Raw genomic sequence first — 21944 nt, 5'->3', positions numbered from 1 at the left:
TTGCGCCTGCCCGGCCCGGTGCGGGTCAAACCCGCACCAGGCCAGTCGCGGCGGACGTCCGGAGCGCGGTCAGCCCTTCTTGCCGGCCGGGATCAGGCACAGGACCCAGCCGGCGCCGCCCCGCTCTCCCTCCCAGTAGGCCGAAGTGACCTTTTTGTCGCGGCACATGGTGAACTCCTTGTCCGCGTCGAACTGCGCCTCGGTCTTGCCCTCGACCTTCTGGGAGACCTTCCACTCCACGCCGGCGTCCTTGCAGTCGACGACCTTCAGACTGTTCTCGTTCTGCCCCGCCATGCAGTCACCGACATCGGCGATGCGGGGAGCGCCGGTCACCTGGTCGCCGACCGCGCCGACGCCCTCGCCCAGCACGAAACCGGCGCCGAACTTGACGGCCGCGATCACCACGAAGATGCCCACCGCGCCGAGCGCGCCGAGCAGCTTGCCGGTCACCTTCTTCTTGGCCGGGGCCGCGGGCTCGGTGGGCTGCCACTGTCCACCGCCGCCCTGCTGGGCGTAGGGATCCTGCCCCTGCGGCCGCTGGGCGTACGGGTCCTGTGCCTGCTGTTGCCCCTGACCGCCCTGCGGGGCGTACGGGTCCTGCGCCGGCTGCCGTCCCTGACCGTAGTGCTGCTGATAGGGATCCGGGACCGCTCCCCCCTGCGGGTGCCCCTGCCGGTACGGATCCTGGGCCTGCTGGTAGGGGTCCGGAGGCTGCGGGTAGCCCTGCCCCTGCGCCTGCTGGGAGGGATCCTGAGTCTGCGGCGGGTACCCGACGGCCACCTGCCCGGGCGAGCCACCGTACCCGCCCTGGCCGCTCCGGCCTCCGTATTCGGCCTGACCGGCCTGACCGCCGTACCCGGCCTGCACCCCGTGGCCGCCCTGGTCGGCCTGCCCGCCGTACGCGCTCTGACCGGCCTGCGCCCCGTACCCGGGCTGCGCGCCGTATCCGCCCTGACCGGCCTGCGTCCCATGCCCGGCCTGGTCCGCCTGACCGCCGTACGCGCTCTGACCGGTCTGCGCCCCGTACCCGGGCTGGGCGCCGTACCCGTCCTGCTGGGCGGCGTGGCCCGGCCACCCCTGCCCGTGATCACCGGGGTGACCGGCCTGCGTGCCGTAGGCCGCGCTCTGGCCCGGCCGCGCGTCGTACCCGCCCTGCTGCCCCTGGTAGGCACCCTGCCCGCCACCGTGCCCCGGCTGCGGGGCGTACCCCTCTGACGCTCCGCTCCCGTAGGGCGCCTGCGGGTACACCCCCTGCTGCGGCGTGGCGTGGCCCTGGCTCGCATACCCCTGGCCGGACAGCGGGTCCTGCCCGGGGGCGGCCTGCTGCTGCGCGGCGTACGGCGCACCGCCCGGCTGCCCGAGGGGATCGTGCTGGTGCGTTCCCGGATAGGCCGAGCCCTGCTGGTAGGGAGAATCCGGTTGCCGGGGGGTGGGGGGAGTGGTCACGGAGAATCCTCGAGTCTGCGACACCGTAGAAGAACCCGCATGACCGTAGCGGATCACCATCTGACGCGCGAAGACATTCCACCATTCGAGCGGTTATGGACCGTTCCCTCCGGGTAACAAAACAGGTTCGGCTCGCCCGGCTCACCGCCTTCCACCCGACGGCGGCCGATCGCCCCAGGTCACGCCTGTCCCCCACCCCGCGCCGGAACGACGCAGGAGTCCTGTGCGGTGCGCGTGATCGCACCGCACAGGACTCCTGACCGGTCAGGACGACCGTTGGTGGCCGCTCAGCGGACGGGGTGGCCCGCGGCGCGCAAGGCGCGCTTGACGTCGGAGATCGCGAGCTGGCCGAAGTGGAAGACGCTGGCGGCGAGAACGGCGTCCGCCCCCGCGTCCACCGCCGGCGGGAAGTGCTCCAGCGCACCGGCGCCGCCACTGGCGATCACCGGCACGGTGACCGCGGCCCGCACCGCCTTGATCATCTCCAGGTCGTAGCCGTCCTTGGTGCCGTCCCCGTCCATGGAGTTCAGCAGGATCTCCCCGGCACCGAGCTCCTGGCCGCGGCGCGCCCACTCGACGGCGTCGATGCCGGTGCCGCGCCGCCCACCGTGCGTGGTGACCTCGAACCCCGACCGGGTGGGCTCGCCGTCCACGACGCGCCGGGCGTCCACCGACAGCACGACGCACTGGGCGCCGAACCGGCGCGACGCCTCGGTGAGCAGCTCGGGACGGGCGATGGCGGCGGTGTTGAGCGCCACCTTGTCGGCGCCGGCGCGCAGCAGGCGGTCGACGTCCTCCACGGCGCGCACTCCCCCGCCGACGGTGAGCGGGATGAACACCTGCTCGGCGGTGCGGCGGACCACGTCGATCATGGTCTCGCGGTCGCCGGAGGAGGCGGTGATGTCCAGGAAGGTCAGCTCGTCTGCGCCCTCGGCGTCGTAGCGCCGGGCCAGCTCGACCGGGTCGCCGGCGTCCCTGAGGTTCTCGAAGTTGACCCCCTTGACGACCCGCCCCGCGTCGACGTCCAGGCAGGGGATCACCCGTACGGCGACGGTCATGCCCGCACCGCCGCGAGGGCCTCCTCCAGCGTGAACGCCTGCGCGTACAGCGCCTTGCCCACGATGGCGCCCTCCACGCCCTCGGGAACCAGCGTGGCCAGCGCCCGCAGGTCGTCCAGGGACGAGACGCCACCGCTGGCGATCACCGGCTTGTCGGTGCGGGCGCAGACCTGGCGCAGCAGGTCGAGGTTGGGGCCGCGCAGGGTGCCGTCCTTGGTGACGTCGGTGAGGACGTAGCGCGGGCAGCCGTCGGCCTCCAGGCGGTCGAGCACCTCCCACAGGTCGCCGCCCTCCTTGGTCCAGCCGCGCGCGGCCAGCGTGGTGCCGCGCACGTCCAGGCCGACGGCGATGCGGTCGCCGTACTCGGCGATGATCTTGGAGCACCAGGCGGGGTCCTCCAGGGCGGCGGTGCCGATGTTCACCCGGCGGCAGCCGGTGGCCAGCGCGGCCTCCAGCGACGCGTCGTCGCGGATGCCGCCGGACAGCTCGACCTGGACGTCCAGCGCGGCCACCACCGAGGCCAGCAGCTCGCGGTTGGAACCCCGGCCGAACGCGGCGTCCAGGTCCACCAGGTGGATCCACTCGGCGCCCGCACGCTGCCAGGCCAGCGCCGCGGCGAGCGGGTCACCGTAGGAGGTCTCCGTACCCGCCTCACCCTGCACGAGGCGCACGGCCTTCCCGTCGGCGACGTCCACGGCGGGCAACAGCACCAGCGACATTGTTCTAGGACCTCCGGTCGAAGAGGACGGTGACGAGCACCGGCAGCAGCAGAAGGGACAACACCAGGGCGCCCAGCCGGGCCGCCCAGGTGGACAGCAGCAACCAGGAACCGGCCTGCACGAGCACGAACAGCAGCGCCATCACGGCGTTCTGCGCGCGGTGCCGCCGGGCGATCAGCCCGCCCTGGCGGGCCACCCGCACCGGGCGGGGCACCGCGGCGGTCACCCGGGCGCGCATCCGGCGCCACCGGGCCCGTCGCGCCTCGCGCGCGGCGCGCACTGCGGCCTGCCGGGCCTTCTCGGCCTCCCGCTGGGCGCGGCGGCGCGCGCGTTCTTTGCTCACCGGCGCACCACTACCACGGGGAACGAGCCGGGCGCGGCGGGAGGGTCACAGCGTGCCCACCCAGTTCTTCAGCAGGGCGGCGCCCGCGTCGCCGGACTTCTCCGGGTGGAACTGGGTGGCCATCAGCGGGCCGTTCTCCACCGCGGCGACGAACGGCACACCGTGCTCGGCCCAGGTGACCAGCGGCGCCTGGAAGCCGTCACCGGGGGTCAGCTCCCACTTGCGCACGCCGTAGGAGTGGACGAAGTAGAAGCGGGTCGCGTCGTCCAGCCCGGCGAACAGCACCGACTCTTCGGGGGCCTGGACGGTGTTCCACCCCATGTGCGGCAGCACCGGGGCCTCCAGCCGCTCCACCACGCCCGGCCACTCGCCGCACCCCTCGGTGTGCTCGCCGTGCTCGACGCCCTCGGCGAAGAGGATCTGCATGCCCACGCAGATGCCGAGCACCGGCCGGCCGCCGGCCAGGCGGCGCCCGATGATCTGGTCGCCGCGTACGGCCTTCAGCCCGCTCATGCAGGCCGAGAACGCGCCGACGCCGGGGACGACCAGCCCGTCGGCGGCCATGGCGGCGTCGTGGTCGGCGGTCACGGTCACCTGGGCGCCGGTGCGGGCCAGCGCCCGCTCGGCCGAGCGCAGGTTGCCCGAGCCGTAGTCGAGGATGACGACGTTCACCACCACAGCACCCCCGCGACCAGCGCCAGCGCCGCGCCGACGCCGCAGACGGCGGCGCCGGCCTTGATGCCCTGCTTGATGAAGGAGAAGACCCCGCCCAGCAGGAACAGCGCCACGAAGATCATGGCGATGGCGGTCCAGTTGCCGGTCACAGCACCCCCTTGGTGCTCGGCACGCCGGTGGCCCGCGGGTCGCGCTCGCTGGCCGCCCGCAGCGCGCGGGCCAGCGCCTTGAACTGCGCCTCGACGATGTGGTGGGCGTTGCGCCCGTACGGCACCCGCACGTGCAGGCAGACGGCCGCCTGGGCGACGAACGACTCCAGGATGTGCCGGGTCAGCGTGGTGTCGTAGTCGGGGCCGATCATCGGGGCCATGCCCTCGGGCTCGGTGTGCACGAGGTAGGGACGGCCGGACAGGTCGACGGTGACCTCGGCGAGCGCCTCGTCCAGCGGGCAGGACGCGTTACCGAACCGCCGGATGCCCGACTTGTCGCCCAGCGCCTCCCGGAACGCCGCGCCCAGCGCCAGGGCGGTGTCCTCGATGGTGTGGTGGGAGTCGATGTGCAGGTCGCCATCGGTCTTGACCGTCAGGTCGAACAGGCCGTGCTTGCCGAGCTGGGCCAGCATGTGGTCGAAGAAGCCGACGCCGGTGGACACCTCGACCCGGCCGGTGCCGTCGAGGTCGACCTCCACCAGCACGGAGGTCTCCTTGGTCGTACGCTCGACGCGGCCGGTCCTCGGCCTCGGCGCGTCCGCGGCGGGACTGGTCACGCGATCTCCTCGGGTTGCTGCGGGTCGTCACGCCCGGGGCGGCCGGGCGCGGGGATGACGTCCGCCGTGGGGAGCACGGCGGTCAGGGCCTGATGGAAGGTCGCCATCTCGTCGGCGGTGCCGATGGAGACGCGCAGCCACTCCGGCGGCCCCACCTCGCGGATCAGCACGCCGTGCTCGAGCAGCCCCTCCCACACGGCGCGGCGGTCGCCGAAGCGGCCGAACAGCACGAAGTTGGCGTCGGAGTCGGCCACCGACAGCCCCTGGCCGCGCAGCCGGGCCACGCACGCGTCGCGCTCGGCGCGCAGCCGGTCGACCGTGCCGAGCAGCTCGCCGCGGTGGGCGACGGCGACCCGCGCCGCCGCCTGGGTCAGCGTGGACAGGTGGTAGGGCAGGCGCACCAGCAGCAGCGCCTCGATCACCGCGGGGTCGGCCGCGAGATAGCCCAGGCGGGTGCCGGCCATGGCGAACGCCTTGGACATGGTGCGGGTGACGATCAGCCGCGGGTTGTCCTCCAGCAGCGTCAGCGCGCTGGGCGTGCCGGTGCGGGCGAACTCGAAGTACGCCTCGTCGACCACCACCATGCCGGGCGCGGCCTCCACCACCCACTGGATGGCCTCCAGCGGCAGCGCCGTGCCGGTCGGGTTGTTGGGGCTGGTCAGGAAGACGATGTCGGGGCGGTGCTCCTCGATGGCGGCCACGGCCTTGCCGGGGTCCAGCCCGAAGTCGTCCTCCCGGGCGCCGGAGATCCACCGGGTGGCGGCGCCGGTCGTGATGATCGGGTGCATGGAGTACGACGGCTCGAAGCCCATCGCCGACCGGCCGGGGCCGCCGAAGGCCTGCAGGATCTGCTGGAGCACCTCGTTGGAGCCGTTGGCCGCCCACACCCGCTCGGCGGTCAGGCCGTGGCCGAGGTAGTCCGCGAGGTCCTCGCGCAGGGCCACGACCTCGCGGTCGGGGTAGCGGTTGAGCGTGGCCGCGTCACGGCGCACGGCCTCGGCCAGGTCGGCGACCAGCCCTTCGGAGGGCGGGTAGGGGTTCTCGTTGGTGTTCAGCAGCACCGGCGCGTCGATCTGCGGCGCGCCGTACGGCGAGCGGCCGCGCAGGTCGTTACGGATCGGCAGGTCGGAAAGGCGCATACGCCCGGCGGTCATCGCGAGCCTCCCTCGAAGCGCACCCGGACGGCGGCGCCGTGCGCGGGGAGGTCCTCGGCCTCCGACAGGGCGTACACGTGATCGGCGGCGCCGGCGAGCGCGTCGCGCGTGTAGTCGACGACGTGGATGCCGCGCAGGAACGTCTGCACGGAAAGGCCCGAGGAGTGGCAGGCGCAGCCCCCGGTGGGCAGCACGTGGTTGGACCCGGCGAGGTAGTCGCCCAGCGACACCGGGGCGTAGGCGCCGATGAAGATCGCGCCGGCGTTGCGCACCCGCGCGGCCACCGCGTGGGCGTCGGCCGTCTGGATCTCCAGGTGCTCGGCGGCGTAGGCGTCGACCACCCGCAGGCCGTCTTCCAGCGAGGAGACCAGCACGATGCCCGACTGCGGGCCGGCGAGCGCCTCGGTGATGCGCCCGGAGTGCTTGGTGGCGGCCACCTGGGCGGGCAGCTCGCGCGCGACGGCGTCGGCCAGCGCCTCGCTGGTGGTCACCAGCACCGCGGCGGCGATGACGTCGTGCTCGGCCTGGCTGATCAGGTCGGCGGCGACGTGCGCCGGGTCGGCGGTGTCGTCGGCGAGCACGGCGATCTCGGTGGGGCCGGCCTCGGAGTCGATGCCGATGCGTCCCTTGAGCAGCCGCTTGGCGGCGGCGACCCAGATGTTGCCCGGCCCGGTGACCATGGTGACCGGCGGGCACTCCTCGGTGCCATAGGCGAACATCGCCACGGCCTGCGCCCCGCCCACGGCGTACACCTCCTCCACGCCGAGCAGCGCGCACGCCGCGAGGATCGTGGGGTGCGGCAGCCCGCCGAAGTCGGCCTGCGGCGGCGAGCTCACCGCCAGGGACGGCACGCCGGCCTCCTGCGCGGGCACGACGTTCATCACGACGCTGGAGGGATAGACCGCGCGGCCGCCCGGAACGTACAGGCCGACCCGGTCGACGGGGACCCAGCGCTCGGTGACCGTGCCGCCGGGGACGACCTCGGTGGTGGTGTCGGTGCGCCGCTGGTCGCGGTGGACCAGCCGGGCGCGGCGGATGGACTCCTCCAGCGCGGCGCGGACGGCCGGGTCGAGGCCGGCGAGGGCCTCGGCGAGCGCCGTCACGGGCACGCGCGTGGCGCCCAGCTCGACGCCGTCGAGGCGGGCGGTCCACTCCCGTACGGCCGCCACTCCCCTATGGCGCACGTCGTCGCACAGGGGGCGCACCTTCGACAGGGCGGCCTCTACGTCGAGCTCGGCGCGGGGGAGCACGTCGCGCAGGTTCTCCGGCAGAGACCCGCGCATGTCGATACGGGATATCACCGGACCAGTCTACGGAGGGTGGCCGCCCACTCCGGTGCGCGTCCGCCATGTGGACGGTGCCTTTACATTGTAGATTTTAATCTGCCGTTAGGCTGGGGCGGTGACCAAGACCAAAAGCAAGGGAGGGCAGGGCACTCCCGCCACCGTGGCCCTGACCAAGGCCGGCGCCGCGTTCACCCTGCACCCCTACGACCACGACCCGAACGCCCAGGCCTACGGCGAGGAGGCCGCCGACGCGCTCGGCCTGCCGCACGAACGGGTCTTCAAGACCCTGGTCGCCGAGGTCGAGACCGGGCTCGCGGTCGCCGTCGTCCCGGTCGCCGGCAAACTCGACCTCAAGGCCTTCGCCGCCGCCCTCGGCGGCAAGCGCGCGGCGATGGCCGAGGCGGCCAAGGCCGAGCGGGTCACCGGGTACGTGGTCGGCGGCATCAGCCCGCTCGGCCAGCGCAAGGCGCTGCCCACCGTGATCGACTCCTCGGCGCTGGACTTCGAGACGATCTACTTCTCCGCCGGCCGGCGCGGCCTGCAGATCGAGGCCGCCCCCGCCGACCTGATCCGCCTCACCAAGGCCGTCACCGCCGCCATCGCCAAGTCCTCCTGACCTCCCCCGCCGTACGCCGAAGCCCTCTCGCCGGCCCCGCGCCGGCGGGAAGGTATAAGGCGAATCCGGCGCCACCGTACGGTGGCGAGCCGGTGTGGGCGCCCTTGGCAACCCTTGCCGTCGCCGGAGGCGTGCCGGGTGTCCAGACTGGCCTGACGGGAGCCGCCCGGCGGGCCGGGCGGGGGCGAGTGTGCCGAAGGGGGCGCGGGTGAGCGAGCTGTTCTACCTGTCGGCGGTCGAGATGCTGGGCCTGCTGCGCGAGCGGCGGGTCGGCGCGGCCGAGCTGACCGAGGCGCACCTGCGCCGCATCGAGCAGGTGGGCGGCGAGGTCAACGCGATCGTGACCCTGACCGCCGAGCGGGCGCTCGCGGAGGCGCGGCGGCTCGACGAGGGCCTGGCCCGCGGCCACTGGCAGGGCCCGCTGCACGGGCTGCCCATCGCGTTCAAGGACCTCACCGACACCGCCGGCATCCGCACCACCTACGGCTCGCCGCTGTTCGCCGACCACGTGCCCGCGAGCGACGCGCTGGTGGTGCGGCGGGCCCGCGCGGCCGGCGCGGTGACCCTCGGCAAGACCAACACCCCCGAGTTCGGCACCGGCTCGCACACCGTCAACGAGATCTTCGGCGCCACCCGCAACCCGTACGACACCGCAAAGAGCGCGGGCGGCAGCAGCGGCGGCGCGGCGGCGGCGCTCGCCGCCGGGCTGGTGCCGCTGGCCGACGGCTCCGACATGGGCGGCTCGCTGCGCAACCCCGCCTCGTTCTGCAACGTCGTCGGCCTGCGGCCGACCCCCGGCCGGGTCCCGGACGCCTCGCCCACCGCGGCCTGGTTCACCCTGAGCGTCGCCGGGCCGATGGCCAGGACGGTCGCCGACGCCGCCCTGCTGATGAGCGTGATCTCCGGGTTCGCGCCCACCTCGCCCTTCGCGGTGCGCGAGGACGGCTCGGTGTTCGCCGCGCCGCTGGACACCGGCGTCGCCGGCATGCGGGTCGCCTGGAGCCCCGACCTCGGCGGCCTGCCCGTGGACCCGGCGACCGCGGCGGTGACCGCGCGCGCGCCCGGCGTGCTGGCCGGCCTCGGCGCGGACGTCGAGCAGGTCGAGCTGGACCTGTCCGGCGCCGAGGACGCCTTCCGCACCTACCGCGCCTGGCACTACGCCAGTGCCTTCGGCGAGCTGCCCCGCGACCTGCTCGGCGCCAACGTCGCCTGGAACGTCGAGCAGGGGCTGAAGGTCACCGGCGCCGACCTCGCCCGCGCCGAGCGGCTGCGCAGCGGCCTGTTCCAGCGGATGAACGCCTTCTTCGACACCTACGACATCCTGATCTGCCCGGTCAGCCAGGTGCCGCCCTTCCCGGTCGGGCAGCGCCACGTCACCGAGATCGACGGCACGCCGATGCCGGACTACCTGGCCTGGATGCGCTCGGCGTACTGGATCAGCGTGCTGCACGCGCCCGCGGCCTCGGTGCCGTGCGGGTTCACCCCCGAGGGCCTGCCGGTCGGCGTGCAGATCGTCGGACGGCCGTGGGCCGACCTCACGGTGCTGCGCGCGGCGCATGCCTTCGAGCAGGCCACCCGGTACGGCGACCGCCGCCCGCCCCTCGGCTGACCTCCCGGCCCGGGCAGGACACCGAGGGCGGCGTGTCCCCGCCGGGCCGTCCCAGCATGGCCGGTGAAGCTTTTCGGCGTGCCGCGGTAAGTACGAGTGACCGCATACGCCGACGAAAGGCCGGTATGCATGACACTCTCCCGCGAAGCTGTCGAGGTCCATGACGCGATCCTCATCGAAAGATCGCTCGATGAACCCGAGATCTTCTCCGTCCTCTTCGACCGGCACGCGCCGCTCCTGCACCGCTACGCCACCAGGCGCCTGGGGCCGAGCGAGGCGGAGGACATCGTGGCCGACACCTTTCTGGCGGCCTTCCAGCACCGAGGCGACTACGACCGTAGCCGCAGCGACGCCCGGCCCTGGCTGTACGGCATCGCCTCCAACGTGATCGGCAAGCGACGGCGCGCGGAGACGAGCCTCTACCGCGCCTACATCCGCAGCGGCGTGCATCCGGCGGAGCTGTCGGGCCTGCGGGTGGAGGACGGGGTCGGCACCTTGGCGGTCAACCGGCCGCTGGCACAGGCGCTGCTGGACCTCTCCCAGGCCGACCGCGACGTACTGCTGCTCGTCGCGTGGGCGGAACTGAGCTACCAGGAGGTGGCCGAAGCGCTCGCCATCCCGCCGGGAACCGTCGCCTCGCGGCTCAACCGGGCCCGCCACCGGGTCCGTCACGCACTGAATCGACAAGAACAAGGAGAATGACGATGGATGCCCAACTGAAGGCCATGTGGAGCACCATTCCGCCGGCCACCCCCGAGGAGCTCGCCGGAGCTCGGCAGCGGCTCCTCGACGGGATGCGCCCGCGGCGGCGCGTCGTCACCGGCCCCCGGTTACTGATCGCGGCCGGTGTCGCAGCGGCGGCGCTCGTCGCCGCACCGTTGCTCGGCGGAGCCGGCACCCCCGCCTACGCGGTGACCGAGAGCCCGGACGGCACGATCACGGTGACCGTGAACGAACTGCACGACCCCGCCGGGCTGCAGGCCAGGCTGGGTGCGGCCGGCATCCGGGCCGATGTGACGTTCCTGGCCGCCGGCGAGCAGTGCGCACCCGATCGGTTCGCGGGCGTGGACGAGACCTACGGCGGACCGGCCGCCACGCGGCCACGCGAGTTGCGTTCGATGGTCGATGGGTCGCGGTCCGCCAAGGCCACCCAGGTGACCTCGGTACGGACGATCCGGATCTCGCCGCGGTACATCAGGCCCGGGGAGACGCTCGTGGTGGAGTTCCGCGACAACCAGGACGCGCGAGTGCCCTGGCGACTCGGCGCCTGGCTGGCCCAGGCGGGCACGTCCGTCGCGCCGTGCACCCCCGTCGACGACCCGCACTAGAGGTCAGGGGGGCCGCGAGCCCCATGAGCCGCCGCGCGGACCTCGTTGAGCGTTCTGGTGGGCGCGCCTGACCGGCGCTCCGATCGAGGGCCCGGGGCTCCGCCGGGTCAGCCGCCCGTGCCCGGGCCTTCCGGAGAGTCGGGGTCGGAGAGGGAAGAGCGGGGCCCGTGGGGGCCGGGCTCCGCTCGGCCCGGGCCGGCGTGGTAGGCGTCGCCCGGCCAGGGCTCGCCCGGCCCGCTGCGGGGCGGGGCGGGCTCGCCGGCGTACGGGTGGCGCGGCGGCGAGTCGCGGTAGCCGTCGACCGACTCGATGATGCCGAACACCGCCACCGCGACCAGCGGCCAGGCCAGCAGCACCCCGCGCGCGGTCAGCGACAGCACGTTCACCGTGTCGCCCGCCGAAGCACCACCGGGCGCCGCGGCGGCCTGGATCATGGATCCGCCGACGGAGGTGCCGACGCTGAGCGCGAGCCACCCGGCCAGCAGGCCGCCGGCCGCCAGACCCGCCAGCAGGGCGAGCGGGCGCCCCTTGCGGGCGATGAGGTAGGCGACGATGCCGCACGCGAGCCCCGCCGCGCCGGTGATGACGGCGAACCAGCCGTCGGCCGCGATCAGCGTCTGGGTGGTGGGATCGGCGAGTTGCGGGCCCGTCTTGGTGACGACGTACGGCGTGCGGGGCGCGAGGACCGACCACAGGAACCCGGCCGCGACCCCCAGCAGGGCCAGCACGATGACGGTGAGCCCGAAGTCGCGCAGCTGCCGCACCCGATCACCTCGCCATGAACCGTTCCAGCACCAGCACGCGGACCCTTCATGCTACCGAGGAGAGCCGGCAGGCGGTGCCTTCGGCCGACCCGGAGCGCCCGGTTAGGCTGTCCCCCGTGAGCGATGAGGTATGGCAGATCGAACCCTCCGGGCCGCTGCGCGGTGACGTCGAGGTCCGGGGCTCCAAGAACGCGGTGTCCAAGCACATGGTCGCCGCGATGCTCGGCAGCGGCCCGAGCACCCTGCACAACGCGCCCGAGGTGGGCGAGGTCGGCATCACCGCCGCGATGCTCGACGCCCTGGGCATCGAGGTGCAGATCACCGCGCGCGAGATCACCCTCGAGCGCGGCCCCGAGATCCGTCCCCGGGTCCCCGCGGCGTTCACCGGGCTGAACCGCATCCCGATCCTCATGCTCGGCCCGCTGCTCCACCTGGCCGGCGAGGCGTTCGTCCCCCTGGTGGGCGGCGACCCCATCGGGCGGCGGCCGGTCAACTTCCACGTCGAGGCGCTGCGCGCGATGGGCGCCGAGGTGGAGGTCGGCGACGGCGGCATCTCGGCCAAGGCCACCCGGCTGCGCGGCACGCGCATCGAGCTTCCCTACCCCAGCGTCGGCGCGACCGAGACGATCCTGCTGTCGGCGGTGCTCGCCGAGGGCAAGACGGTGATCAAGGGCGCGGCCACCGAGCCCGAGGTCGTCGAGCTGGCGCTGTTCCTGCAGCGCATGGGCGCGCGCATCGAGCTCAGCCCGGACCGGCGCATCGTCATCGAAGGGGTCGACCGGCTGCGGGGCGCGTCCACCTGGCTCGCCGGCGACCGCATCGAGGCGTTCTCCTACCTGGTGGCGGGGCTGATCACCGGCGGCGAGGTGCGGGTGCACGGCTGCCCGCAGGACCGCCTGGTCACCGCCATCACCACCCTGGCCCGCATGGGCGCGCAGTTCGACATCACCGACGACTGGCTGACCGCCTCGGCGCCCAACGGCCTGCGCGGCGCCGCGGTGCAGACCGACACCCATCCGGGGTTCATGACCGACTGGCAGACGCCGCTGATGGTGCTGTTCACCCAGGCCGAGGGCATGTCGGTGCTGCACGAGACCGTCTTCGAGAACCGTCTGGTGTACGTGCCGGCGCTGCAGAAGATGGGCTGTGAGATCGAGGTCTTCGACGCCTGCCTGGGCGGCCCGGCCTGCCGTTACCACGACACCAACGCCAAGCACTCGGCGGTGGTTCGGGGCATCTCCAAGCTGCGCGGCGCCGACGTCACGCTGCCCGACATCCGCGCGGGGTTCTCCGCGGTGCTCGCCGCCTCGGTCGCCGAGGGCAACTCGACGCTGCGCGGCGTGAACCACATCGAGCGCGGGTACCACCGCGTTTTCGACCAGTTCACCTCACTTGGACTGAAGATCAACCGGGAAGCGTAAAGCTTCCCCGAAGGGGCGTTTGCCGGGCTTCCTGCGGTCGTACGTCTAATGCCGTGACCTCGGGATCCGACGTCCGCCGGGCGCCCGGCGGGGAGTCCTCGCCGCGCCGGGAGCGACCGGTGCTGGCGGGTCTCGCGGTGCTGGGCGGGGCCGGGGTGGCGGGCGGTGTACTGGTCGCCGCGCTCGCCCTGCCCGCCGTCGGCGGGGTGGGCGTCTTCACCCGCGACCTCGCCCACGACGTGTTCGAGGTGCCGGCGGTCCTGTGGGAGGCGCCGCTGCCCCAGCGCAGCCGGCTGCTGGACAAGGACGGCCGGCAGTTCGCCCGGTTCTACGTGCAGAACCGGGAGTCGGTCGGCCTCACGGCGATCGCCCCGATGATGCTGAAGGCGATCGTCGCGATGGAGGACGCCCGGTTCTACGAGCACGGCGGGCTGGACATCCGGGGCACCCTGCGGGCGATCATCAGCAACACGCGGGCGGGCGGCATCGTGCAGGGCGGCTCGTCGCTCACCCAGCAGCTGGTGAAGAACGTCCTGGTGCAGAACGCCCGCTCGGAGGCCGAGCGCGAGCAGGCGCGGGCGCCGAGCATCCGCAGGAAGCTGCAGGAGCTGCGGTACGCCGTGAGCCTGGAGCGCAAGTACACCAAGGACCAGATCCTGGTGCGCTATCTCAACATCGCCTACTTCGGCGGCGGGGCGTTCGGCGTCCAGGCCGCCGCGCAGCGGTTCTTCGGCACCTCGGCCGCCGCGCTCACCCTGGACCAGGCCGCGACCCTGGCCGGGGCGGTCCGCACCCCGTACTTCACCGACCCCACGCTCGGCCCCGAGCAGCGGCAGCGGCTGCGCGAGCGGCGCGACCTCGTGCTCGACCGCATGGCGCAGCTCAAGATGATCCCGCAGGCGACCGCCGTCGCCACCAAGGCCCGCCCGCTCATGCTGAACCTGCGGCCCGAACCCGGCGGGTGCTCCGAGAGCGACCACTCCTTCTTCTGCCTGTACGTGCAGAAGGAGGTGCTGCTCAACCCCGCGTTCGGCCGCACGGTGGCCGAACGCGAGCGCCGGCTGTTCCGCGACGGGATCACGATCAGGACGACGCTGGACCCCACCGCGCAGAAGGCCGCCGACAAGGCCATCGCCGCGTACGTCCACGCCAAGGACGACCAGGTGGCCGCCGAGGCGATGGTCGAGCCGGGTACCGGGCGGGTGCGCGCGCTGGCGGCGAGCAAGAAGTACGGGGCCAACCCCGGCGAGCGCAAGGACGGACCGCGGACGACCTACAACCTGCCCGCCGACATGGCGCACGGCGGCGGGCAGGGCTTCCAGGCCGGGTCCACGTTCAAGGTGTTCACGCTGGCCACGGCACTGGCGAAGGGCTGGCGGTTCGACCAGGGGTTCGACACCCCCGGCAGCTTCGTCCCCTCCTCCGGGTACAAGGACTGCGCCGGGCACAAGGTCAACGCCCCCGGCACGGTCGTGCACAACGCCGGCGGCGAGGGCAAGGGCGGCCCGTACAGCCTGGCCACCGGCACCTGGCAGTCGGTGAACATCTTCTACATGATGCTCGAACGCGACGTCGGACTGTGCGACGTCGTGCGCACCGCGCGCTCGCTCGGCATGGTCCGCGCGGACGGGCGGCCGCTCAGAGAGGTGCCGACCTTCACCCTCGGCGTCAACGAGATGGACCCGCTCACCGTGGCCGCCGGCTTCGCCGCCTTCGGCGCGCGCGGGCGCTACTGCCGGCCGGCGGCCATCCTGGAGATCGTCGATGCGCGGGGCGTGCGTACCAAGCTCAAACCGGACTGCCGCCAGGCCGTCGAGAAGGACGTCGCCGACGCGGTCAACCACATCCTGAGCGGGGTGTTCACCCGGGGCACGATGAAAGGCCAGGGCATCGGCCGGGACGCGGCCGGCAAGACCGGCACCAACAACGGCTACACCTCGGCCTGGTTCGCGGGGTACACCCCCGACCTGGCGGCGGCGGTCAGCCTCGGCGACATCAGGGGCGCCTACAAGTACCCGCTGACCGGGGTGGAGATCGGCGGCCAGAGCTACGGCGGCGTCCAGGGGGCCACGCTGCCGGGACCGATCTGGGTGCGCTCGATGGAGCTGGCTCTGCAGGACCGCCCGGCGACCTCGTTCCACTCGCCCGACTTCGGCCGGTTCGGCGGCGGCACCACCCCGGGCATGAAGCCGGAGGACCTCGCCGACCCCCGGCTCGGCCCGGACGGACGCGAACGGCCCGGGGACGAGGAGTACGCCGAGGAGTACGCGGGCCGGCCGGGCGAACGCGGCCTGCGCCGCCACTGGCACCGCCCCGCCCACTGGTACGACCGCACCTGGCCCTACCTGTGGATCCTTCCCTACGACCGTCCCGCCCGGCACCGGCACCGGCACACCTGGACCCACCCCGCCGACCGCCGCCGCTTCTGACTCGCCCAGCGGAAACTTCACACCACTTCCGTGGGCGCGGCCGGGCGGATCTCAGTGAGCCGGGGCGTCGCGGCGCAGGTAGTGGCGTGCCCTCCAGGCCCGGCTGCCGCAGGACGGCTTCCCACCATGCCCGCCGCCCATGGCTCTGCACGAGGTAGCGGACTTGCAAGCGCGCAACCGCTCCCGCTGGGGACCGGCCAGGAGGTCGATGGCGGCCCGTGCCAGGGCCGCGACGATCCTCTACCGTCCTAACGGTAGATCTCGCTCATCCATCAGGCGATCCGCTGAGGGGACGATCACGTGATGACGCTGCTGTTGGCTCAGATCAGCGACCTGCACCTCGACGGCACCGACCGCGCGACCCGGCGCGCGACCCGGGTCATGGACTACCTGCGCGCGCTGCCCCGCCCGGTCGACGCCCTGCTGGTCACCGGTGACATCGCCGACCACGGCGCGGAGGCCGAGTACGAAGAGGCCGCCCGGATTCTGGCCGCCCCCTTCCCGGTGCTCCCCTGCCCCGGCAACCACGACGTCCGCCAGGCCTACCGCAAGGCGCTGCTGGGGCGGCCGCCCGGCTCCGGCCCCGTCAACGAGGTGCACCACATCGCCGGCACGACCATCCTGATGTGCGACTCCACCATCCCGGGACGCGACGATGGCCGGCTGGACCCCGAGACCCTCGCCTGGATGCACACCACCCTCGACGGGCTCGCCCCGGACACCCCTGCGCTGATCGCCTTCCACCATCCCCCCGTCGAACTCCACCACCCGTTGCTCGACTCCATCCGGCTGGAGTCGCCCGGCGACCTCGCCGCACTGCTCGACGCCCACCCGCAGGTCGTCGCCGTGCTCACCGGCCACGCGCACACCGCGGCCGCCTCCTCCCTCGCCGGCCGCCCCCTGATCGTCGGACCGGCCGTCACCTGGACACTGCGCCTGCCCTGGGAGGGCGATCAGTTCGCCGACCTGGAGCAGCCACCCGGCCTGGCCTTCCACATCCTGGACGACGAGCATCGCCTCACCACGCACTACCGCGTCGTGCTCCCTGCGTGATCCATCCGTACGCGATCACCGCGTTCCTGCCGGCGATCCTGCCCATCATCGCCACGCCGGGCGCCGGCCTGACCCTGCTGATCCAGCACGTCACCACCAGCGGCCGCCCGCAGGCCCTCCCTGTCGTCCTCGGTACGTGCAGCGGCCTGTACGTCCACGCGGTCCTGGCCATCGCCGGCCTGTCGGCCCTGGTCATGCACTCCAGCCAGGCATTCGCCGTCGTCAAGTTCCTCGGCGCGGCCTACCTGGTCGGCCTCGGCCTGTGGACCTGGCGCTCCACCACCCTGCCCCCGCCTCCCACCCCGCGGCAGGAGCCGAAACGTACCGGGTCCCGCCACACCCAGGCCCTGCTCGCGAACGTGCTCAACCCCAAGGCCGCCTCCATCTCCCTGACCCTCGGGCCGGTCAAGGTGACACGAGCGCGCCGGCCGGGAACGGGTTCCGGCCGGCGCGCCGGTCACTGTGATCTCGTGTCAGCCCAGATGCCGGGCGAAGAACCTCACCGAGCCGTCCACTTCGAACGACGGCACATCCCCGTGCTTGCCGGGGTTGGCGTGCAACGTCTTCTGAGCCGAGGCCAGAGCGTCGAACAAGGCCAGGCTCTGGTCCCGCGGGACCAGCTGGTCGTCCCACTGGACCAGGAACCGCACCGGCACGGTGATCCGCGCGGCGTCCTCGGCCAGCCCATGCACGCCGAGCAGGCCCAGCACCGCGGCACGGATCCGGGGCTCTGCGACGATGAGCGGGATGCCCAGTCCGCAGCCCATCGACATGCCGCAGTAGCCCACCGGGCCGACGCCGACCTGGTCGAGGCGCTGAACCGCGGTCAGGACCGTCCGCCAGTCGGCGACGGCCTGACCGGCCAGATAGCCGTGCATGCCGGCGACCAGCGCGCCAGGATTCTCACCGGCGGCCATGCCGGCCCGCATTTCCGCCGCGATCCGGCCGAACTCCTCGTCCTTGGGCCGGTCGCCGTGGTTGGGCGCGTCGATCGCGACGACCGCGAAACCCTCGGCGGCGAGGCGGCGGGCCTGGGACACGGTGCCGGGGGCCGTCTTGTGCTGCCCGCCGCCGTGGCCAAGCAGGATCAGGGGACGAGTACCGCGGGCGTCTTCCGGCGTCCACAGCACGCCAGGGATCTCGCCGAGGGTGAAGAACTGTTCGGTGACGCCGTCCGACGACGTCACAGAGGTGAAGCGCATCAGCGTTTCAAGCCTTTCGGGATGCCTTGTGCGGGCGCTCCCTAGACCATGCAGAGGAGGGAGGCCCGACCTGTCACAGCGTTGATGGGTCTCACCTCCTTGAACTCACAGTGGTGCACGGCGACGCCGAAGGTATCACGAGGAACATCGCCCGCGCCTCGCCGAGGCGAACGTCGTCCGACGCGGCACTGGAGAGCTTCGATCGCGGACAGACCGGCAAGCTCTACAAGGGCCTGCTACTGGAAGGAGACCTCCCGCGTGATCTGAACCGGACTGATCGGACGGCGCGGCGAGTGTCCATGACGTACGACGAGGCTGTTCGCCTCAGCCTGGGTCAGGAATGGTGCACAGCAGCCCGTGTGCCGAGAACCAATCGCGGTCGAGGAACCGCTCGGTGATCCTGCCCACGATGACGAGATACTGCTCCAGCTCATCCGCCGGCGGCATCATGTCGTCATACGGCAGATCCGCCCAATAGTCGTGGTACTCGTCCGCCTGGAAGATGTCTCCGGCGCTCACTCCGTCGTGGGTGTAGCCCATCGGTTCGATCTCCTCGACCCCACTGGTGTAGGCGATCTCGAAGACGCGCCTACCACCGCGACTGAGCACCTCCGCGGACGGCATCGTCCACCCGCTGAGGACCAGGACATGGGACCAGCCCGGGACATGCGAGGTGATCCAGACCCGTAGCGTCTCGGACGTGGGCGCGTACGACTCCATGGCGGTCTGGAAGTCACACGTCTCCATGGTCTCCACCGGGACGCGCAACCGCTGGGCGACCTCGTTGCCGTCCTCGATGCCGACCCATTGGGCGGCGAACCACGGATGGAGGCCGTGCGCCACCAGAAGAGGGTGCTGACTTTCGGCGGGGAAGGAATTCATAGGGGCTGGCCGGGTTCCAATCCCAGTCACCAGGAGAAAGCGGGCGAGAAGCCATACCGTACCACCTCTCGCCCTCTTCCTGGTCCAGGGATCAGTCCTCAGTGAGCACCCAGAACCGGTTGCCCTCCCCAGCACGGAAATCGGTGAAGAATGTTTCGAGCATCCTTCCTTGAAGCGAGTTATGGGCCGCGTTCACGGCGCGTACGGAGAAATGGACCTTGGCGGCCTTCGCCCCTTCCAAAGTTGCGGCGAACGGATATTCGTCGCAGCTGTTCGGCCCGCCGGGGGGCAGGCCGTCCGCCCTGAACGGAGCGGGATACTTCTGCGGCATGTAGTACTTGCAGTAGTTGATGCTGAAGGCGTGGCGCGGCCTCTCCGGTGGAATCAGCAAGTGCTTTTCTTGCGGCGTCCCCACGTCCATGTGCATTTCGATCCGGGAGAAATGCAACCGGTTCTCCGTGTTGATGACCCCGGGCTTGCCGCGGGTCAGCGGGTCGCTCTTGGCCAGCCAGTTGCCGGGGATGTTCTTGTTCTGCTCATTGCCCAGGGGGTTGCGCGTCGGCGGGTACGACGGCGTGCTCTGCGGTGACACCTTGCTGCTGTCCGGCTATCTGGGCGGCTTCGACATCGAGGTCCGTGGCGAACCGGGCTTCCAGCCGCGCGCCCAGGCGGAGCCCGACGGCAGAGGCGGGGCCTGGGTCGTCTACAACGCCAAGGGCGGAGGCAGCCGTTATCCGCGCATCGGCGCCGAAAGTGTCGAGCCGGGCGTCTTTCCGGCTCCGCCCGACCAGAACGCGTCCGTCCGCGACCTCGCCATCCAGCCGGAGAGCGGTTCCGTCTGGGCGGTCGGCGCGGCACCTTCCGGCCGCAACGGTTCGATCTGGGCCCACGGCCGGAGCCGGCCGGGCATCGGGGCCACACGGACGGGACCAGACGTGCCGCCGTGCGCGCCGGGTTCGTGCTCACCAACGGGCCCCGCACCGGCCGCTACCACGCGGGAACCGAGCTTCGGCTTTCCTTCACCGCCAAGGTCTCCCGCGCCGACATCGCGGAGTTCATGCTCACCGAACTCCACGACAACGCCTACCTGCACCGAGCCGTGGTCATCACTTCGTGAGAACTCGGGAGCCGAGGCGTCTACCCGCCTCGGCTCGACCGCATCACGGTCAGGAACGCCTGTTCGCCGCGGCGGACAGGACGAGGTCGGTGAGGTGGCCGGCGGCGTCGGGGCGGCCGTGGGTGCGGGCGCGGGCGGCCATTGCGGCGCGGCGGGCGGGGTCGGCGAGCAGAGGGGCCAGGGCCTCGCCCAGGTTGTGCGCGGACGCCTCGCCCAACAGGGCGACCGCGGCGCCGGCCTCGGCCAGGTGCCGCGCGTTGTGCGCCTGCTCACCGCCGGCGGAGCTGGCGAGCGGAATGAGAACCGCGGCCTTGCCGAGCGAGGTCAGCTCGGCGAGCGTCCCCGCCCCGCTCCGTGAGATCACCACATCGGCCAGGGCCAGGACGTCGGGCAACTCGGCGCCGAGGTACCCGGTCAGGTGGTAGCGGGCGGCCGACGCGGCGGGCACCTGTGCCGCGCGCCGGCGCAGCTCGTCGACGTTGTTCGGCCCGCACTGGTGGACGACGTTCGCCTGGGACAGCAGCCACGGCAGGATCTCCCCTACCAGGCCGTTGATCTGCTGCGACCCCTGAGCGCCTCCGGTCACGTACACCGTCGGCAGCGCCGAGTCGAAGCCGTGCAGGCCGAGCGCGCCGATCGCCTTGTCGGGCCGCCCGGTCAGCACTTCGGGTCGTACCGGATTGCCGGTCACCACCGCCGTCCGCCGCACCGACTCCGGGAGCAGCGTCAGAGACGACTCCGAGGACACCGCGACCCGGCGGGCGGCGCGGGCGAGTAGCCGGTTGGCGAGCCCGAGGCGGACCGTCTGCTCGTGCACCACCAGTGGCCGGCGGCACATCCACGCCCCGAGGCCAACCGGCACGGCGACGTAGCCGCCCGTGGCGAGCACCACGTCCGGACGGAACCGCGAGACGATCGACCGGGCCTGGGCGACGCCGAGCGGGACGCGCGCCATGTCCTTGAGGTTGGCGAGCGAGAGCATGCCCAGCGGGTTCCGGGACCGCCGTACCTTGCCGGTGGCGACCTCGGCGAACGCGATGCCCTCTCCCGCCGCGACCCGGGCCTCCAGGCTGCCGGCCGAGCCGACCCACAGCACGTCCAATGCCCGGCCGTGTTCCGCCAGCCTGCCCTGCAGAGTGCGTACGGCGGTGAGCGCGGGATAGGTGTGCCCACCCGTCCCACCGCCGGTGACGATCAAGCGGAAAGGACGCTCCTCAGAGGACGGGAGCCCCCCGCCGACGCTGTTCACACCGCGCGACACTAGCAGCGCCCGGCTCTCCCCCGGCCATCCATCACCGCCCCCCTCTGCCCGCACTCCTGTGCTCACACCACGAACGACTCCAAACGGTGACCAGCGGTGATGCGGCGACCACAGAGACGAGGGTCGCCCGAAACAAAGCGCGCCGAAGGCACCATTTCCCGGCGGGCGCCGACATCGACTATTCGGCGCCCGCCGCTGTCCTGCTAGCGACGCGAGATCAGACCTCTCCGGTCTTCGCACTCAGGAGGAACGCGCGCCACTGGTGGACCGGAAAGACCAGAGCGGGGCCCTGGGGGTTCTTGCTGTCCCGAACGGCGACGATACCCGGCAGGTTGGAGGCCATCTCCACGCATGTGCCGCCATCGCCACTAGACCAAGAGGACTTACGCCACATCGCGTTGCTCAGGTCCACTGCGCCATCACTTCCTCGATGAAGCCGAATGACAGGTTCTTCGGAAGGGCCGCCGCCCGTAGAGCGTCGAAACGTCCCACCAGCGCTGCGATGGTCTCACGGTCACCGACGGTCAGGCCACGGGGTGCGCTCTCGACGTACACGCTGTGGGCACACCGCGCAGTTCCGCGATGCTGAAGGACGCTTGAAGACCGATCGCGGACCAGGCCGTGTAGGGGACGACCTGGATGGTGACGCGTGGGTGTGCCGCGACTTCCAGCAACCGGGCCACTTGTGCGCGCACAACTCCTGGTGGGTGAGCTCGTCGCCAATGCCGTGAAGCACTCAGAGGTCGGTTTGTGAGTTGATGCCCCTTCCGGCGTTGGGTTTGGAAGAGGCGGGCTGGTCAGCGGGGTGGCTGCTG

General features: G+C 72.3%; 25 protein-coding genes and 1 pseudogene. 9 read left to right on the top strand and 17 right to left on the bottom strand.

Going from position 1 to position 21944, the window contains the following annotated elements:
• Nucleotides 1-69: 69 nt before the first annotated feature.
• The 9 genes from IEY93_RS29680 to hisD all read right to left on the bottom strand — a co-directional run bounded on the left by IEY93_RS29680 (nt 70) and on the right by hisD (nt 7462).
• On the bottom strand, nt 70-1446 hold the full coding sequence (locus IEY93_RS29680; RefSeq protein WP_189166453.1) for an LppU/SCO3897 family protein: 1377 nt from the start codon (nt 1444-1446) through the stop codon (nt 70-72).
• Nucleotides 1447-1733: 287 nt separating this feature from the next.
• Nucleotides 1734-2504 (bottom strand): imidazole glycerol phosphate synthase subunit HisF, encoded by a 771-nt coding sequence (hisF, locus tag IEY93_RS29675; protein ID WP_189166452.1) that lies wholly within the window; start codon nt 2502-2504, stop codon nt 1734-1736.
• On the bottom strand, nt 2501-3223 hold the full coding sequence (priA, locus tag IEY93_RS29670; protein ID WP_189166451.1) for a bifunctional 1-(5-phosphoribosyl)-5-((5-phosphoribosylamino)methylideneamino)imidazole-4-carboxamide isomerase/phosphoribosylanthranilate isomerase PriA: 723 nt from the start codon (nt 3221-3223) through the stop codon (nt 2501-2503). The genes hisF and priA overlap by 4 nt, the downstream gene beginning before the upstream one ends.
• A gap of 4 nt (nt 3224-3227) precedes the next feature.
• Complete coding sequence (locus IEY93_RS29665) at nt 3228-3566, bottom strand: hypothetical protein (RefSeq protein WP_189166450.1); 339 nt, start codon at nt 3564-3566, stop codon at nt 3228-3230.
• Nucleotides 3567-3611: 45 nt separating this feature from the next.
• Nucleotides 3612-4244 carry an imidazole glycerol phosphate synthase subunit HisH gene (gene hisH / locus IEY93_RS29660; protein WP_189166449.1) on the bottom strand — a complete coding sequence of 211 codons (633 nt, stop codon included), beginning with the start codon at nt 4242-4244 and terminating at the stop codon, nt 3612-3614.
• Nucleotides 4235-4390: a CG2302 family histidine operon protein gene (locus IEY93_RS29655; protein WP_189166515.1), complete on the bottom strand. Its 156-nt coding sequence runs from the start codon at nt 4388-4390 to the stop codon at nt 4235-4237. Before IEY93_RS29655 ends, hisH begins: the two co-directional genes overlap by 10 nt.
• Nucleotides 4387-5007 carry an imidazoleglycerol-phosphate dehydratase HisB gene (hisB, locus tag IEY93_RS29650; protein ID WP_189166448.1) on the bottom strand — a complete coding sequence of 207 codons (621 nt, stop codon included), beginning with the start codon at nt 5005-5007 and terminating at the stop codon, nt 4387-4389. Before hisB ends, IEY93_RS29655 begins: the two co-directional genes overlap by 4 nt.
• Nucleotides 5004-6161: a histidinol-phosphate transaminase gene (locus IEY93_RS29645; protein ID WP_229691584.1), complete on the bottom strand. Its 1158-nt coding sequence runs from the start codon at nt 6159-6161 to the stop codon at nt 5004-5006. The genes hisB and IEY93_RS29645 overlap by 4 nt, the downstream gene beginning before the upstream one ends.
• Complete coding sequence (gene hisD, locus IEY93_RS29640) at nt 6158-7462, bottom strand: histidinol dehydrogenase (protein WP_189166447.1); 1305 nt, start codon at nt 7460-7462, stop codon at nt 6158-6160. Before hisD ends, IEY93_RS29645 begins: the two co-directional genes overlap by 4 nt.
• A 100-nt stretch (nt 7463-7562) precedes the next feature.
• On the opposite strand from hisD, the gene ybaK reads away from it, so the two are divergent.
• The 4 genes from ybaK to IEY93_RS29620 all read left to right on the top strand — a co-directional run bounded on the left by ybaK (nt 7563) and on the right by IEY93_RS29620 (nt 11000).
• Entirely contained in the window at nt 7563-8063 is a 501-nt protein-coding gene (gene ybaK / locus IEY93_RS29635; protein ID WP_189166446.1) for a Cys-tRNA(Pro) deacylase, read from the top strand.
• Nucleotides 8064-8271: 208 nt separating this feature from the next.
• On the top strand, nt 8272-9672 hold the full coding sequence (locus tag IEY93_RS29630; protein ID WP_189166445.1) for an amidase: 1401 nt from the start codon (nt 8272-8274) through the stop codon (nt 9670-9672).
• Between the two features lie 129 nt (nt 9673-9801).
• Nucleotides 9802-10374 carry an RNA polymerase sigma factor gene (locus IEY93_RS29625; protein WP_189166444.1) on the top strand — a complete coding sequence of 191 codons (573 nt, stop codon included), beginning with the start codon at nt 9802-9804 and terminating at the stop codon, nt 10372-10374.
• A gap of 2 nt (nt 10375-10376) precedes the next feature.
• Complete coding sequence (locus IEY93_RS29620; protein WP_189166443.1) at nt 10377-11000, top strand: hypothetical protein; 624 nt, start codon at nt 10377-10379, stop codon at nt 10998-11000.
• 107 nt (nt 11001-11107) lie between these two features.
• Here the strand turns inward: IEY93_RS29620 and IEY93_RS29615 are convergent, their stop codons facing one another.
• On the bottom strand, nt 11108-11764 hold the full coding sequence (locus IEY93_RS29615; protein WP_189166442.1) for a hypothetical protein: 657 nt from the start codon (nt 11762-11764) through the stop codon (nt 11108-11110).
• 116 nt (nt 11765-11880) lie between these two features.
• Here IEY93_RS29615 and murA point away from each other — a divergent pair, with 116 nt between their 5' ends.
• The 4 genes and pseudogenes from murA to IEY93_RS29595 all read left to right on the top strand — a co-directional run.
• Nucleotides 11881-13185 (top strand): UDP-N-acetylglucosamine 1-carboxyvinyltransferase, encoded by a 1305-nt coding sequence (gene murA / locus IEY93_RS29610; RefSeq protein WP_189166441.1) that lies wholly within the window; start codon nt 11881-11883, stop codon nt 13183-13185.
• 53 nt (nt 13186-13238) lie between these two features.
• Nucleotides 13239-15614: a transglycosylase domain-containing protein gene (locus IEY93_RS29605; RefSeq protein ID WP_229691583.1), complete on the top strand. Its 2376-nt coding sequence runs from the start codon at nt 13239-13241 to the stop codon at nt 15612-15614.
• A 303-nt stretch (nt 15615-15917) separates the two neighbouring features.
• Nucleotides 15918-16667: a metallophosphoesterase gene (locus IEY93_RS29600; protein ID WP_189166440.1), complete on the top strand. Its 750-nt coding sequence runs from the start codon at nt 15918-15920 to the stop codon at nt 16665-16667.
• Nucleotides 16664-17035 (top strand): annotated as a pseudogene (locus tag IEY93_RS29595) (LysE family translocator); the annotation flags it as partial. The gene IEY93_RS29600 and the pseudogene IEY93_RS29595, both read left to right, overlap by 4 nt.
• Before the next feature lie 105 nt (nt 17036-17140).
• Here the strand turns inward: IEY93_RS29595 and IEY93_RS29590 are convergent.
• The 3 genes from IEY93_RS29590 to IEY93_RS29580 all read right to left on the bottom strand — a co-directional run bounded on the left by IEY93_RS29590 (nt 17141) and on the right by IEY93_RS29580 (nt 19343).
• Nucleotides 17141-17869: a dienelactone hydrolase family protein gene (locus IEY93_RS29590; RefSeq protein ID WP_189166439.1), complete on the bottom strand. Its 729-nt coding sequence runs from the start codon at nt 17867-17869 to the stop codon at nt 17141-17143.
• A gap of 324 nt (nt 17870-18193) precedes the next feature.
• A complete protein-coding gene (locus IEY93_RS29585) occupies nt 18194-18712 on the bottom strand; it encodes a hypothetical protein (RefSeq protein WP_189166438.1) in 519 nt (172 codons plus the stop codon).
• Nucleotides 18713-18842: 130 nt separating this feature from the next.
• Nucleotides 18843-19343, bottom strand: a complete 501-nt coding sequence (locus IEY93_RS29580; RefSeq protein ID WP_189166437.1) for a NucA/NucB deoxyribonuclease domain-containing protein — start codon at nt 19341-19343, stop codon at nt 18843-18845.
• Between the two features lie 351 nt (nt 19344-19694).
• Between IEY93_RS29580 and IEY93_RS29575 the strand changes: the two genes are divergently transcribed.
• Entirely contained in the window at nt 19695-19868 is a 174-nt protein-coding gene (locus IEY93_RS29575) for an NAD(P)-dependent oxidoreductase (RefSeq protein WP_189166436.1), read from the top strand.
• Nucleotides 19869-19917: 49 nt separating this feature from the next.
• On the opposite strand, the gene IEY93_RS29570 is transcribed toward IEY93_RS29575, so the two are convergent.
• The 4 genes from IEY93_RS29570 to IEY93_RS39830 form a co-directional block, all read right to left on the bottom strand.
• Nucleotides 19918-21117 (bottom strand): UDP-N-acetylglucosamine--N-acetylmuramyl-(pentapeptide) pyrophosphoryl-undecaprenol N-acetylglucosamine transferase, encoded by a 1200-nt coding sequence (locus IEY93_RS29570; RefSeq protein ID WP_189166435.1) that lies wholly within the window; start codon nt 21115-21117, stop codon nt 19918-19920.
• Nucleotides 21118-21346: 229 nt separating this feature from the next.
• Nucleotides 21347-21523: a DUF397 domain-containing protein gene (locus tag IEY93_RS29565; RefSeq protein WP_203968408.1), complete on the bottom strand. Its 177-nt coding sequence runs from the start codon at nt 21521-21523 to the stop codon at nt 21347-21349.
• Nucleotides 21524-21531: 8 nt separating this feature from the next.
• Entirely contained in the window at nt 21532-21684 is a 153-nt protein-coding gene (locus tag IEY93_RS29560; RefSeq protein ID WP_189166433.1) for a hypothetical protein, read from the bottom strand.
• The gene (locus IEY93_RS39830; protein ID WP_373291512.1) at nt 21654-21812 is read right to left on the bottom strand and encodes a Scr1 family TA system antitoxin-like transcriptional regulator; all 159 of its coding nucleotides are present in this window, start codon (nt 21810-21812) and stop codon (nt 21654-21656) included. The genes IEY93_RS29560 and IEY93_RS39830 overlap by 31 nt, the downstream gene beginning before the upstream one ends.
• Nucleotides 21813-21944 lie beyond the last annotated feature (132 nt).

Source organism: Sphaerisporangium melleum, assembly GCF_014646695.1.
Classification (GTDB): Bacteria; Actinomycetota; Actinomycetes; order Streptosporangiales; family Streptosporangiaceae; genus Sphaerisporangium; species Sphaerisporangium melleum.
The sequence above is the reverse complement of the archived record's forward strand: the minus strand, read 5'-3'. Positions and strand labels throughout refer to the sequence as shown.